This window comes from Sediminibacterium goheungense (genome assembly GCF_004361915.1).
Lineage (GTDB): Bacteria > Bacteroidota > Bacteroidia > Chitinophagales > Chitinophagaceae > Sediminibacterium > Sediminibacterium goheungense.
In genome coordinates this window covers 586348-600010 of the sequence record NZ_SNWP01000011.1, presented here as the reverse complement: position 1 = coordinate 600010, position 13663 = coordinate 586348, and the positions used below count along the sequence as shown (strand labels likewise).

Annotated in this window: 14 protein-coding genes; 9 read left to right on the top strand and 5 right to left on the bottom strand. The window is 39.0% G+C overall.

Annotated features, from left to right (window positions below):
* Positions 1 to 8: 8 nt before the first annotated feature.
* Entirely contained in the window at positions 9 to 932 is a 924-nt protein-coding gene (gene rsgA, locus BC659_RS10305) for a ribosome small subunit-dependent GTPase A (protein ID WP_133474676.1), read from the bottom strand.
* Positions 933 to 1091: 159 nt separating this feature from the next.
* Between rsgA and ubiE the strand changes: the two genes are divergently transcribed.
* The 4 genes from ubiE to BC659_RS10285 all read left to right on the top strand — a co-directional run bounded on the left by ubiE (position 1092) and on the right by BC659_RS10285 (position 5419).
* Positions 1092 to 1835, top strand: a complete 744-nt coding sequence (gene ubiE / locus BC659_RS10300; protein WP_133474675.1) for a bifunctional demethylmenaquinone methyltransferase/2-methoxy-6-polyprenyl-1,4-benzoquinol methylase UbiE — start codon at positions 1092 to 1094, stop codon at positions 1833 to 1835.
* A complete protein-coding gene (porT, locus tag BC659_RS10295; RefSeq protein ID WP_133474674.1) occupies positions 1808 to 2530 on the top strand; it encodes a type IX secretion/gliding motility protein PorT/SprT in 723 nt (240 codons plus the stop codon). The genes ubiE and porT overlap by 28 nt, the downstream gene beginning before the upstream one ends.
* Before the next feature lie 97 nt (positions 2531 to 2627).
* The gene (locus BC659_RS10290; RefSeq protein WP_133474673.1) at positions 2628 to 3968 is read left to right on the top strand and encodes a dihydroorotase; all 1341 of its coding nucleotides are present in this window, start codon (positions 2628 to 2630) and stop codon (positions 3966 to 3968) included.
* A 137-nt stretch (positions 3969 to 4105) separates the two neighbouring features.
* Complete coding sequence (locus BC659_RS10285; protein ID WP_133474672.1) at positions 4106 to 5419, top strand: MutS-related protein; 1314 nt, start codon at positions 4106 to 4108, stop codon at positions 5417 to 5419.
* 33 nt (positions 5420 to 5452) lie between these two features.
* Here BC659_RS10285 and BC659_RS10280 read toward each other — a convergent pair whose 3' ends face one another.
* Positions 5453 to 5812, bottom strand: coding sequence for a four helix bundle protein (locus BC659_RS10280; RefSeq protein WP_133474671.1), 360 nt, complete (start codon positions 5810 to 5812; stop codon positions 5453 to 5455).
* A gap of 228 nt (positions 5813 to 6040) precedes the next feature.
* Between BC659_RS10280 and BC659_RS10275 the strand changes: the two genes are divergently transcribed.
* Both BC659_RS10275 and BC659_RS10270 read left to right on the top strand, forming a co-directional pair.
* Positions 6041 to 7582: a YifB family Mg chelatase-like AAA ATPase gene (locus BC659_RS10275; RefSeq protein WP_133474670.1), complete on the top strand. Its 1542-nt coding sequence runs from the start codon at positions 6041 to 6043 to the stop codon at positions 7580 to 7582.
* Between the two features lie 105 nt (positions 7583 to 7687).
* On the top strand, positions 7688 to 8299 hold the full coding sequence (locus tag BC659_RS10270; protein WP_133474669.1) for a transposase: 612 nt from the start codon (positions 7688 to 7690) through the stop codon (positions 8297 to 8299).
* Between the two features lie 480 nt (positions 8300 to 8779).
* On the opposite strand, the gene BC659_RS10265 is transcribed toward BC659_RS10270, so the two are convergent.
* The 3 genes from BC659_RS10265 to BC659_RS17135 form a co-directional block, all read right to left on the bottom strand.
* On the bottom strand, positions 8780 to 9448 hold the full coding sequence (locus tag BC659_RS10265) for a hypothetical protein (protein WP_133474668.1): 669 nt from the start codon (positions 9446 to 9448) through the stop codon (positions 8780 to 8782).
* Positions 9449 to 9497: 49 nt separating this feature from the next.
* Positions 9498 to 10604, bottom strand: coding sequence for a hypothetical protein (locus tag BC659_RS10260; protein WP_133474667.1), 1107 nt, complete (start codon positions 10602 to 10604; stop codon positions 9498 to 9500).
* 400 nt (positions 10605 to 11004) lie between these two features.
* Positions 11005 to 11304, bottom strand: a complete 300-nt coding sequence (locus BC659_RS17135; RefSeq protein WP_425470407.1) for a helix-turn-helix transcriptional regulator — start codon at positions 11302 to 11304, stop codon at positions 11005 to 11007.
* 77 nt (positions 11305 to 11381) lie between these two features.
* Here BC659_RS17135 and BC659_RS10250 point away from each other — a divergent pair, with 77 nt between their 5' ends.
* The 3 genes from BC659_RS10250 to BC659_RS10240 all read left to right on the top strand — a co-directional run bounded on the left by BC659_RS10250 (position 11382) and on the right by BC659_RS10240 (position 13574).
* Complete coding sequence (locus BC659_RS10250) at positions 11382 to 11936, top strand: magnesium chelatase subunit ChlI family protein (protein ID WP_246027134.1); 555 nt, start codon at positions 11382 to 11384, stop codon at positions 11934 to 11936.
* 105 nt (positions 11937 to 12041) lie between these two features.
* The gene (locus tag BC659_RS10245) at positions 12042 to 12653 is read left to right on the top strand and encodes a transposase (RefSeq protein WP_133474665.1); all 612 of its coding nucleotides are present in this window, start codon (positions 12042 to 12044) and stop codon (positions 12651 to 12653) included.
* Positions 12654 to 13058: 405 nt separating this feature from the next.
* On the top strand, positions 13059 to 13574 hold the full coding sequence (locus BC659_RS10240; protein ID WP_133474664.1) for a hypothetical protein: 516 nt from the start codon (positions 13059 to 13061) through the stop codon (positions 13572 to 13574).
* The last annotated feature ends 89 nt before the right edge of the window (positions 13575 to 13663 follow it).

Below are 13663 nucleotides of genomic sequence, written 5' to 3'. Positions count from 1 at the left end.
CTCACCATTCACCATTCACTCTCCATCGTATCCAATATAGTCCGATAGCTGATATATCTTTCTTCTGAAATTTCACCATCTATCACTGCTTGTTTAATAGCGCAATTGGGCTCTTCAATATGCATACAGTTGTTGAACTGACAATCATTCATTCTTTCCCTCATTTCGGGGAAATAGTGCGCCAGTTCCTCCTTACTGATATCTACCAGTCCGAGTTCACGGATACCTGGTGTATCAATGATATGGCCACCTTCGGGTAAATCAAACATTTCTGCAAAAGTGGTGGTATGCATACCTTTTCCGCTCCAGCCACTTACTTCCTGTGTACGCAGGTTGAACTCGGGAAACAATGCGTTGATAAAGGTTGACTTCCCAACACCACTATGTCCGCTGAGTAAAGAAACTTTATTATGCAACAAGGCTTTTACTTCTTCCAAACCTTTTTCTTCTGCCACACTGCACAATAAAACAGTATACCCAACAGCTTCATAAATTTCTTTCAGGCGCTCAAATTTTTCCAGTTCTTTCTTTTTATAGAGATCCGCTTTATTAAAAACAATGATGGCCGGAACATGAAAAGCTTCACATGAAATAAGAAAACGATCCATAAAACCCTGAGATGTCTTAGGATCTTTCAGGGTAACAAACAATAAGCTCTGGTCGAGGTTGGATGCTATGATATGATGCTGGTGCTTGTTATGGGGAGATACCCTTGCGACATAATTTTTCCGGTCATAAATCTCACTGATGATGGCCGATTCTTCCTGAACAGCTTCAATCTCCATTTCCACCTCATCACCTACAGCAATAGGGTTGGTAGAAGTAATGCCCTCTATTTTCATTACCCCTTTGATTCTTGCCTGGTAGGTTTCCCCATTTTCGGCCCTGGCCACATACCAACTACCGGTAGATTTATAAATTCTGGCTCTCATGAACAACGAAGATAGTAAGCGCAAACGGCTTTTACCGTATCTATATCATGGCGGCAAATGCCTCTAAAACAATATTTGCGAAACATTAACCCCTGTTTTAGGCCATATCAGCGAACAATGGCTGACCTTCAGGCCATAATTCAATATCTTTGTCACCTTATGGCAAAGTTTGCGCATGATGAGGTGGTTCCTAACCGGCAGAGTGAACAAGGCAAAAAGGAACAGGTAGCGGAAATGTTTAACAGCATTGCTTTCAGGTACGATTTTCTGAATCGGTTTCTGACAGCAGGTGTTGACATACAATGGCGTAAAAAAGCCATCAGACAGTTGCAGTCATTACAACCCAAACTGGTGTTGGATGTAGCAACCGGAACAGGTGATGTGGCTATTATGACCCATCGCATGTTACAAACAGAAAAGATCATTGGCATAGATATATCAGAAGGAATGCTGGCCCTGGGAAGAGAGAAGCTAACCAAACTGGGATTACATGATGCGATTGAATTACAGACCGGTGATAGTGAAACCATCAACTTTCCTGATCAACATTTCGATGCCATTACAGTAGCCTATGGTGTACGAAATTTTGCAAACCTCGACAAAGGACTTGCAGAAATGTACAGGGTATTAAAACCCGGTGGAAAACTGGTAGTACTGGAGTTTTCCAGACCCAGTCAGCCCCTGTTCAGAAAGCTCTGTGATTTTTATACAAATGTTGTGACACCGGGTGTGGGAGGATTATTTGCCAAAAACAAAGATGCTTATCAATACCTGAACGATAGTGTTCAAGCCTTTCCGGAAGGGCAAAACTTTTTAAATATTATGCATGACGCAGGATTTACCCAAACTTATCTGAAAAAACTTAGTTTCGGAATATGCACTATTTATTGCGGAAGCAAATAATCCTGCCGGTTCTCTTTATTCATTTCTGTACACTGGCTGTAACAGCACAGAAACAGCGTTATCGACCTAATCACGATGACCTGCCTTACTATTTTGGTCTTACACTGGGCTATAACAGTTCATTCCTGCATCAGAACAAATCACCCTTGTTCCTCCAGAATGATTCTATCTTATCCGTACGTCCCGGATCCAGTGGAGGTATTACCATGGGGTTACTGGCTACCGTAAAAATGACAGACCATCTTGAATTCAGGGCAAACCCACAGCTTATTATTGGCGGCTCCAAATATCTTGAATACAGCCTGGGTAAGCCCCGGCCGGGCGAAGCTGCTTTTCAGCGGCAAACATTACCTGCCACCCTGATCAGCCTCCCGCTTCATTTTAAATTTAACTCGGATCGCATCGGTAACTTCCGCACCTACCTGCTCGGTGGTATTAAGCTGGATACTGACTTGTCCAGTAATTCAGCAGCCCGTTTATCAGAAGACCTGCTCAAGTTAAAAAGGAATGATTTTGGTTTTGAAACCGGTATCGGTTTCAATTTCTACCTGCCTTTTGTAACCGTATCACCTGAAATCAAATTCAGCTACGGCTTATCCAATATCCATCAATACGACCCCACCCTACGTTTTTCCAATGTTATGGATAAGATTCAATCGCGCATGATCATTTTCTCTATTCACCTCGAAGATTAAGGTTAAATCCTTTTGATGTAATAAATTGCATGGCGCCTCAAGGGAAGCCCATATTATACTGGATACAATATGGTTTACACAACTAAAAATTAGCTCCATGAAAGATTATATCATTAAAAACACAGCCATCGTTAATGAAGGAAGTATTATTTATGGCGATGTCTGGATCAGAAATGCAAGAATTGAACAAATAGGCAGCTCACTCAGTCCTGCTGTGAATGCCACTGAAATAGATGGCAGCAATCAGTTTCTTTTACCTGGTGTTATCGACGATCAGGTTCACTTCCGCGAGCCGGGTCTTACGCATAAAGCCACCATTTATACGGAAGCAAAAGCAGCTGTTGCAGGAGGTGTTACCAGTTATATGGAAATGCCCAATACCAATCCACCGGCATTTACCCACGAACTACTGGAACAGAAATATGAAACCGGTAAAAATACATCACTGGCCAATTATTCTTTTTATATGGGTACTTCCAATGATAATATTGAGGAAATATTACGTACCAATGAAAAAAAGAATGATATCTGCGGCGTAAAGGTTTTTATGGGCTCTTCTACCGGTAATTTACTGGTCGATAGCCCATTGGTACTGGAAAAAGTATTTGCCGGTTCCGAATTACTGATTGCCACACATTGCGAAGAAGAAAGTATCATAAAACATAACCTGCAGGCCATGAAGGCCCAGAAAGGAAAACTGGAACCCGCCGATCATCCCATCATTCGTAATGAGGAAGCCTGTTTCGAATCTTCCTTCAAAGCCATACAGTACGCTAAGAAGTACAATTCACGTTTACACATCTTGCACATTACCACAGAAAAAGAATTACAACTGTTTAGTAATATGCTACCACTGGCTGAAAAAAGAATTACTTCAGAAGTATGTGTTCACCACCTGCATTTTACCAGTGACGATTACGCTTCCCTGGGTAACCAGATAAAATGTAATCCGGCCATTAAAGCACCCCATAACCGAAAAGCACTATGGGAAGCTTTATTAGACGACCGGCTGGATGTCATTGCTACCGATCATGCCCCACATACCTGGGAAGAAAAACAGGAAGACTATGAACATGCACATGCCGGACTTCCTTTGATTCAACATACACTCGGACTCATGCTTCACTATGTAAAAGAAGGAAAGATCAGTATTGAGAAAGTAGTGGAAAAAATGAGCCATGCTGTAGCCACCTGTTTTCAGATCAAAGAAAGAGGTTTTATCAGAGAAGGGTATTATGCCGATCTGGTACTGGTAAATATGAATGAGCCCACTACCATCCGAAAAGATAATATACTTTATAAATGCGGCTGGAGCCCCCTCGAAGGACAGGTATTACCCGCTACTATCAACTATACTTTCGTAAATGGACATCCCGTATATGGAAAAGGCCTCTTCGATGAATCTAAAAGAGGAATGAGGTTGGCTTTTGAGAGATAGAAATAGTCGGGAAGACCGGTAGTCCGAAAGTCCGGAGTTTTTTTCAACAAAAAAGATTTCTTTCGGTCTTTCCGACTTTCGGACTTTCGGTCTTCCGAATCCGTAGGATGAATAGCCGACTTCCTTAACTTTAACACATGCAGATAGACAAAACTACGCTTGCCGATCTTTCTATATTTCACAGTGAGGAAGAATTATCGGTTGTGAACTTTCTGGATCATACACAAACTACGGGAGGAAGAGATTATTTGTATGATATGGTGGCGAAACCATTGTCTACGGTTGAGGCCATCGAACAAAATCAGCAAACCATTCGCGATCTCATTCCATTAACCGATCGCTGGCCCATTAGCATTACCAATGGTACCGTGATGGTCATTGCACGATTCTACGAATCGCAGATCAATAAATACCCTACGCAACCTAATATTATCAGCAGCTTTTTCTATAAACTATTCAATGCGCCAGACTTTTCTTTAACTCGTTATACCATTTCACATTGCATTGATTTTGTAAAGGGTATGACAGACATCAGTCGCCTGCTTAAAGAAAACTGTACCAGTAAACAATTGCATATCTGGGCGGAGAGAATTGAAATGCTGTTAAACAAAGGGCTTATTCCTGAAATGGGTACCGCATCAAAAGAAAACTTACCTAACTGGCGAATATTAAGCTATGCAGATTTTGTACGCTCACATTATAAGAACCAATTCTTCGAACTGATTGATATTTATAGCCGCATTGACGCCTTTCTTTCCTTAAGTATTACCTGTAATAAATACCAGTTCAGCTTTCCTGAAATACACAAATCAGCACAACCCTATATTGAAGCAAGTGCATTGTACCATCCCCTATTACAGATACCGGTTGCCTATGACATTGAAATGAGCAGAGATAAAAATTTTCTTTTCCTCACCGGTGCCAATATGGCGGGCAAAAGCACATTTATCAAAGCTGTGGGTGTAAGTGTTTACCTCGCCCACCTGGGTATGGGAGTGCCTGCCAAAAAAATGCAGTTAAGTTTATTTGATGGATTGCTGAGTAATATCAACGTAGTAGACAATATCATTAAAGGCGAAAGTTACTTCTTCAATGAAGTGCAGCGGATACGGAATACGATTGAAAAAATAAGTGATGGAAGAAACTGGCTCATCCTTATCGACGAACTTTTTAAAGGCACGAATGTACAGGATGCCATGAAATGCAGCAGTACTGTGATTGAAGGTCTACGGAAGATGAAAAATGTATTGTTCATTCTTTCTACCCATCTTTATGAAATAGGCGACTCTCTCCGGCAATTCAATAATATACAGTTCCGCTATTTTGAAACCAGCGTCAATGATGATCAGTTGGTATTCAGCTATCAACTCAAAGAAGGCATCAGTAACGACAGACTCGGCTACCTGATACTCAGGAAAGAAGGGGTGGTGGAGCTGCTGGAAAAACTCTGAGTAATTTCTGATGTCGGATCGCTGATGTCGGATTTATTTTTTGCTATTTGATTTTGCTGTTTTGTCGGTTGCTGAAAAAATAGCTGTCAGTTCAAAGGCTTCTTGTAGTAGCCCACAGATTCTTTCATCTTTTATCAGACCGGATAACTGTAAAATCTCTAGCCAATAATGAGACTCATCCGCTTCTTCTAACACAATTTGTATTTTATATATAAAATCCGACTTTGACTTTGCCCTCAGACTAGCCCTGTAGTTAGCTCCAATTGATCCTGCTGAGCGAATAAACTGTTTACTAATCTCGAACCCAACAATGGTTCTTGGCATATCATTACAAAGTTGAATCACTGCAATATGAAACTGCTTAGTTCTTTCCTCAAGCATTTTTTGTGTCATCTCTTTTTTAAATAAAAATAAAATAACAGACTACGAGCCAGTAACAGTAATCTCAAATCAGACATCCGCCATCCTCCATCCGCCATCAATTCAGGTGTTTTTACTCCGTATATCTACCCGTTTTACTTTTACTACAGACAGCTTTATTATCTTACTGTGTTGATTGTATCATCATTGTTGATTGGATTTTCTTTTGACTTTTGATTTTTGAATTTTGAATTCACCAATATGCTTATAAAAACCTTTGGCAGTGCCGTATATGGCGTAGAAGCGATTACGATTACCATTGAAGTAAATGTGAGTGCCGGACAGCATTACCAGATTGTTGGCCTGCCTGATAATGCCATCAAAGAAAGTCTGCAGCGAACAGAGAGTGCCATTAAAACCAATGGCTTCGATATGCCCAGAACCAAGATTGTCGTAAACCTGGCCCCTGCTGATATCAGAAAATCCGGATCTGCATTTGATCTGCCCATCGCACTGGGTATTCTGGCAGCCAGTGAACAAATGGAAAATCCGGAGCTATTGAAGGACTATGTCATCATGGGTGAATTGAGTCTGGATGGTAGTATTCAATCCATCAAAGGTGCATTGCCCATTGCCATTCAGGCACGCAAAGAAGGCTTTAAAGGCCTCATTGTACCAAGGGCCAATGCCCGTGAAGCGGGTATGGTAAATAATCTGTTGGTATATGGCGTGGATCATCTTACAGAATTGATTGATTTTTTTAAAGATGAACAATCATTACAACCGGTAGTGGTGAATACACGTGATGAATTTTTCAGCGATCAGTATCAGTTTGAATTTGATTTTACAGATGTAAAAGGACAGGAAAATATCAAAAGGGCTTTAGAGATTGCCGCAGCGGGCGGACATAATGCTATTTTAATTGGTCCGCCGGGAGCTGGTAAAACCATGCTGGCAAAGAGACTGCCGACTATTCTTCCGCCACTGAGTTTGCAGGAGGCATTGGAAACCACTAAAATTCACAGTGTAGCCGGTAAGTTACCGGAGAATAGCTCGCTGATCAATAAAAGACCTTTTCGTTCGCCACACCATACCATCAGCGATGTGGCTTTGGTGGGTGGGGGTGGTATACCTCAACCTGGTGAGATTTCCTTAGCACATAACGGTGTATTGTTTCTGGATGAATTACCGGAGTTTAAAAGAACCGTTCTGGAAGTGATGCGCCAGCCTATGGAAGAAAGACGGGTTACTATTTCGAGGGCAAAGGTTGCCCTGGATTTCCCGGCTAATTTTATGTTGATTGCTTCGATGAACCCTTGCCCCTGCGGCTACTACAACCACCCCGAAAAAGAATGTACCTGCGGATCCGGTAATGTGCAGAAATATTTAAACAAAGTATCCGGTCCATTATTAGACAGAATTGATTTACATGTGGAAGTAACTCCTGTTGCTTTCAGTGAATTAAGTAACCAACAAAATGGAGAAGACTCCGCCACAATCCGTGAGCGTGTTATTAAAGCTCGAGAAATACAAGCAGCTCGATACAATGGTGAAAATGGTGTATATGCCAATGCACAAATGAGTAGTAAACAACTACGAGAAATTTGTCGCATTAGTAATGTGGGAGAAAACTTATTAAAACGTGCCATGGAAAAATTAAACCTGAGTGCCCGTGCTTATGACCGAATTTTAAAAGTGAGTAGAACCATTGCGGATTTAGCAGGCAGTGAGGATATACAACCGGAGCATTTGGCGGAAGCCATTCATTACCGCAGTCTCGACCGCGAAGGTTGGGCAGGCTGACTTTTGGAAAGTTCCGAAACTTTCCAAAAGTTCATAAGAGCAGTATCTATCAGTTTAGCACCATCCCGCTCACATACCTTCCATAAGCCAACAAAATAATTTCTCATGTTACATCCTGGCCAATTCTACCATCTCTATAATCACGCTAATGGAAGCGAGAATTTATTCCGCGAAGAAAAAAACTATCATTTCTTTCTTGAAAAAGCAGGGAAATATTTGAGTCCTTACATGAATATCTACGCCTATTGCCTTATGCCTAATCATTTTCACTTACTCATCAGCATAAAAGAAGAAAAACAGCTTCACGAACTATTATCTAAATCAAATAGTTTCAAAAAGATGAGTGAAATAAATCAGATTCAATACATGTACAATAAAATCAGTAAATCGCTTTCCAATCTTTTCAGCAGCTATACGCAATCTTATAATAGAATCTACCAACGAAGAGGTAGTTTATTCATGCCCAATTTTAAAACAAATGATATTGAAAATGACCTGGCTTTTTGTGCCATCACACATTATATACATGCCAACCCGGTGCATCATGGCTTTGTAAAAGATATCAGAGAATGGAAATATTCCTCTTTTCAGTCACTATGTTCTGATAAACCTACCAAACTAGAACGGGATTATGTTTTAGCTATATTCGGAAATAAACAAGCTTTCCTAAACTATCATGCTAAACCTATTGACCGCAAATACAAATGGCATGACTGACTCAGTGCAAAACTTTTGGAAAGTTTTGGAACTTTCCAAAAGTTAACTCGCAACTAAACTTGAAAGGGATTATGTTTTAGCTATATTCGGAAATAAACAAGCTTTCCTAAACTATCATGCTAAACCTATTGGCCGAAAATACAAATAGCATGACTGACTCAGCGCAAAACTTTTGGAAAGTTTTGGAACTTTCCAAAAGTTAACTCGCACAAATAGGAGATAACTAAAACACCTTTCATTTCTGAGAGGTGTTTGTGATAACTGTAAGAAAATGCATCATCTGCATTTTTTTTGGAACACTTCTCTTTCTCTCCAAATTGGATAACATCGCGGTATTCACTACTAAGAGTCTCGCCATCTACTTGTTGTTCACTCCATATTCGTACTTATGCTTCTTGACCTTCTTGCCAAAAGTATCCATTTCGAGAGTGAAGGGAGAATGATTTAGGAAGGCGATGATGGTTGAAACTATTACATGAATTAAAGATTTGAATTTTTGGACCACTTTGAAAAAATCAATTGCTCTGTATTGGAAAGTTCATTGGACTGCTGAATTAACGATAATTCCATTATTTTTTTATTATTTTTCTTTTCAATCATTATTAATTTGACAACGGGGCAATTAGATTTTCCAGGAATAAATACCTTCATATAGGAAAACATATTTGATCGTTGACAATCAATATACCCAATACAATAAAAGCGAGTGGAGTCAAATCCCTTTTGGTAAAATTCTATCCTTTCGTATAGTTTCCCATTTTCAATAGTGTCCGGCAGAGTACTAATTTTTCCTTGAATTTCGACATTCTTATCCCAGTAAAAATTCCATCCTCCCTCAATCAAAGTGGAATCACTTTGACTATATACTTTGAGTTTTTTTGCACTTGGTTTAAATGAATCATACTCAGAAAACACTTTTCTTTTTAAATCAATAAACAAGTATTTTGTGGGAGAGTATATTACTTTACTATGCCTATTTGTATCAGTAGAAATAGTAGTTATACCTAGTTCTTCAATAGCATAACCGGGCTTGTACCAGATATTAATTTTACTTGAAAATACTAACGAATCTCCTTTGAACGATTTGAATTCAGAAATTACTTTCCCTACATGCAAATCAGTTTCAGGATTTTCTTTACAAGAGGTCATAAAAAGAAAATATATCAATACTTGTCTAAATTTCATTTATGATGATCTTTTAAGGAAATATTTGACTAAAACTCCAAACAGCACTATTTTCAAGAGTATAATAGTTTCCAGCCCATGATGCCCCCCCTTTAACGGTAGCAGTTGCGGTTTGAGCACTTGCTGTACCAGAAGTGCTAGTAGCAAACCATACTATACTGCCACATCTACATTCATCGCTATTGTGTACAATTGAGGTAAAATGCCCACCCTGAGGATCAGTGCTTACCTTTTTTCCTCTAATATTTTCCCATGAAGTAACTGCTCCATCACTACCAGTAGGTAAGAAATTTGGTAGATTCCCAACGCTCCATTGTGTAATCTTAAGCCGAGCATATTCATACTCTTCAGGAAATCCACCTCCACCACCTTCATCTGGTTGGGGTACTTGAACTTCTCCCGGACCTGAGCAATTTCCTTGTCTGTATAAAAATTCTCTAGTTTGATATAAGTAATTTCCAGAAGCATCATAATATGATGTAACTAAATATACATCACTGCATTCATACATCCAGTTGCCTTTTTGCTTTAACGAGCTTGAAGTTTGAGAAACAATCCCAGCACCTCCCATTCTTGTGTTTTTCGGATAATGAGTTACATTACCGACAGCACCTAGTCTTCCGCCAGTAAAATTTAATTGAAATTGAAATTTTCCTTCAACCGAATAAAACTTAAATAATCCATCAATATCATTTGTGCCAATATTTATAACATTATTTAAGGTATTTTTTGGTAAATCTGTAAAATTTCTAAGACCTAAATTGTCATAAGAAACAAATTTGACTTTGCGAATTGTTTCTCCAGGCTCGTAAAATGCAATTAGGTACAAACTATTATCAGATTTTTCATTAATGATTGACAGTGGGCGTTTTAATTTTGCCACTGCCAATTTTTCCCTACTATTTTCAGTAGTCTCGAATTGCAAATTCGTTTCACTTAACGCTATTGAAATTTCTTCAACTGGAATTGAGGAATTCAGATTAGTTGAGGATTGAATAAAACTAAGTATTTTATTTTTATCTGCACTTTGATCTTCAATAGTTGTTTGTTTTTTACAACTAATAAATATTACACCAATTAAAAGTGTATAAATGATGTAGGCTAATTTTCGAGTTTGCATATATGTTAGTTTTATGTGTACGATTATTTATTTTAAATATCTCATCAGCTTTATCAGATTCAAGAAATTAATGTACCCTTTAAAGCCAAAACTCATCAATATCATCTTTGATAAGCCTCTTTAAGTTCATCTGCTTATTGAAATAAAATAGACTTAATACTTCAATACTTTGCACGGTGTACACAAATGACTACTCTCAAAATCTACATAAATGATAAATATTGAATGAAATACGATTCATCAAGGGGGGATAGACGAATCAAGAATGCATTATTGTATTTCTATGTAAACATAGAATAATATTATGAAATTCACAATGTGAAAAACACCGTTTTTTTTATAAAAGTTTTCCGTGTTTTCATCGTTGATGATTTTGTACATACGAAAACAAAAATACCCCTCATTTTCGAGAGGTGTTTGAAATAATCGAAAGAACATACTTCATCCGTTTCTTTGCTGGAACTCGCTTGTTCCGCTCCCAATTCGCAACCGTCCCTTCACCCTTTCCGAGGAGCTTTGCCAGCTTCTCATTGTTCAATCCCTGCTCATGCTTGTACCGCTTGATCTTCCCGCCGAATGTCTCCGTTTCGTGCGTGAGGGGATAATAGCCGAGGAATGAGATGATGGCGGGATACTGGTATATCCGGGGGGCGTTTCGTCCGTTTTCCCAATAGCAGAGGCAGTCTTCCGACACAGCCATGCGCTTCGCCACCTCTCCTTGCGTTAGCCCCAGGTCCATCCGCCGCTTCCGGATATGCTCACCGATGGTCTTAGGCTCTGTCGGATACCCTTGAGAATGAGGCTTTTGGGTCTTCCCCTGATAATGGGAAAAAGGGAACGCATCTATGCCCCTGCGGCTACTACAACCACCCCGAAAAAGAATGTACCTGCGGATCCGGTAATGTGCAGAAATATTTAAACAAAGTATCCGGCCCATTATTAGACAGAATTGATTTACATGTGGAAGTAACTCCTGTTGCTTTCAGTGAATTAAGTAACCAACAAAATGGAGAAGACTCCGCCACTATCCGTGAGCGTGTTATCAAGGCTAGAGAAATACAGGCAGCACGATATAATGGAGAGAATGGTGTATATGCCAATGCACAAATGAGTAGTAAACAACTCAGGGAAATTTGTCGCATCAGTAATGTGGGAGAAAACTTATTGAAACGTGCCATGGAAAAATTAAACCTGAGTGCTCGTGCTTACGATCGTATCTTAAAAGTGAGTAGAACCATTGCTGATTTGGCAGGAAGTGAGGATATACAACCGGAGCATTTGGCGGAAGCCATTCATTACCGCAGTCTCGACCGCGAAGGTTGGGCAGGCTGACTTTTGGAAAGTTCCGAAACTTTCCAAAAGTTCATAAGAGCAGTATCTATCAATTTAGCACCATCCCGCTCACATACCTTCCATAAGCCAACAAAATAATTTCTCATGTTACATCCAAGCCAATTCTACCATCTCTATAATCACGCCAATGAAAGCGAGAATTTATTCCGCGAAGAAAAAAACTATCATTTCTTTCTTGAAAAAGCAGGGAAATATTTGAGTCCTTACATGAATATCTACGCCTATTGCCTTATGCCTAATCATTTTCACTTACTCATCAGCATAAAAGAAGAAAAACAGCTTTACGAACTATTATCTAAATCAAATAGTTTCAGAAAGATGAGTGAAATAAATCAGATTCAATACATGTACAATAAAATCAGTAAATCGCTTTCCAATCTTTTCAGCAGCTATACGCAATCTTATAATAGAATCTACCAACGAAGAGGTAGTTTATTCATGCCCAATTTTAAAACAAATGATATTGAAAATGACCTGGCTTTTTGTGCCATCACACATTATATACATGCCAATCCAGTGCACCATGGCTTTGTAAAAGATATCAGAGAATGGAAATATTCCTCTTTTCAGTCACTATGTTCTGATAAACCTACCAAACTAGAACGGGATTATGTTTTAGCTATATTCGGAAATAAACAAGCTTTCCTAAACTATCATGCTAAACCTATTGACCGCAAATACAAATGGCATGACTGACTCAGTGCAAAACTTTTGGAAAGTTTTGGAACTTTCCAAAAGTTAACTCTCAGAGAAATAAGAAATATAAAAGGAAAAGAATAACTACCGTTGTTGATCACCAGTAAGGTTACTTTTCCTAAGTCACGATACTTTCCAAAAGCTCATAGTAGCAGCATCTATCCCTTCAGCAGTATCCCGTAATCAAAAATAGAAATAGAAAGGGTAATGAGTAGCGCTATTATTGTTGGTCAGGCGACCAACAACGGCGAAACAGGCTTCGTGAATTACCATACGAAATCCATCCCTAACAAATAGCTTGACTGCCGCTGTGCGAAACTTTTAGAAAGTATCGTAACTTCCCAAAAGTTAATGCAATGTCTGATCGCTTAAAAAGCGATGATTTTTTTATCTAAATCGTTTTGTATGTATAAACTGCTTTTATACTTTTCATTTGTTTCAGCAGGATACTTTGTGCAAAAAACAGAATGGTTATCCAGGCAGATCCCGGTTTATGTTCAGGTTAATAATTTTACTGAAAAACCCATACTGGAAATCCTGATACAGGAAAAGCTACATGAAAAAAGCTTTCGTACCATTAGCAGTGCTGATCTGGGTCAGTTAATAACAGCAGCAGCAAAAAAAGCAGCCGAACAAAATTCCCGCGGTATTAACAAAGAAACAGATATAGCTGCTTTAGCGATCAGCACAGTTAATTCGCTTGATCCCGTAGCGCAAAAACTAATGGTAACAATGGTATCAGACAAGCAGGGAAATCCTGATAGCTGTTATCTTGAAATTTATAAAGCCCCCGCAAAAATTCTGAAAAAAGTCGCTCCCATACCACGGCTATACATTACTGATAGTATCGTGAAAAAAAGAGACCTGCATATACTTGTTGAAGAAATTATTGCCGTAAGCACTGGAATAAAATTTCCATAAAAGTAAATCCTTATAATAATAAGGAATCTCGCTTGTATGGGCTACCTATCTAAAAGGTATCCTTGTTAAAATCTTCTTTGAGATTTTCA

Coding starts and splice junctions, on each gene's coding strand:
- rsgA (WP_133474676.1), bottom strand. CDS start 932: ATGAGAGCCAGAATTTATAAATCTACCGGTAGTTGGTATGTGGCCAGG.
- ubiE (WP_133474675.1), top strand. CDS start 1,092: ATGGCAAAGTTTGCGCATGATGAGGTGGTTCCTAACCGGCAGAGTGAA.
- porT (WP_133474674.1), top strand. CDS start 1,808: ATGCACTATTTATTGCGGAAGCAAATAATCCTGCCGGTTCTCTTTATT.
- BC659_RS10290 (WP_133474673.1), top strand. CDS start 2,628: ATGAAAGATTATATCATTAAAAACACAGCCATCGTTAATGAAGGAAGT.
- BC659_RS10285 (WP_133474672.1), top strand. CDS start 4,106: ATGCAGATAGACAAAACTACGCTTGCCGATCTTTCTATATTTCACAGT.
- BC659_RS10280 (WP_133474671.1), bottom strand. CDS start 5,812: ATGACACAAAAAATGCTTGAGGAAAGAACTAAGCAGTTTCATATTGCA.
- BC659_RS10275 (WP_133474670.1), top strand. CDS start 6,041: ATGCTTATAAAAACCTTTGGCAGTGCCGTATATGGCGTAGAAGCGATT.
- BC659_RS10270 (WP_133474669.1), top strand. CDS start 7,688: ATGTTACATCCTGGCCAATTCTACCATCTCTATAATCACGCTAATGGA.
- BC659_RS10265 (WP_133474668.1), bottom strand. CDS start 9,448: ATGACCTCTTGTAAAGAAAATCCTGAAACTGATTTGCATGTAGGGAAA.
- BC659_RS10260 (WP_133474667.1), bottom strand. CDS start 10,604: ATGCAAACTCGAAAATTAGCCTACATCATTTATACACTTTTAATTGGT.
- BC659_RS17135 (WP_425470407.1), bottom strand. CDS start 11,304: ATGGCTGTGTCGGAAGACTGCCTCTGCTATTGGGAAAACGGACGAAAC.
- BC659_RS10245 (WP_133474665.1), top strand. CDS start 12,042: ATGTTACATCCAAGCCAATTCTACCATCTCTATAATCACGCCAATGAA.
- BC659_RS10240 (WP_133474664.1), top strand. CDS start 13,059: ATGTATAAACTGCTTTTATACTTTTCATTTGTTTCAGCAGGATACTTT.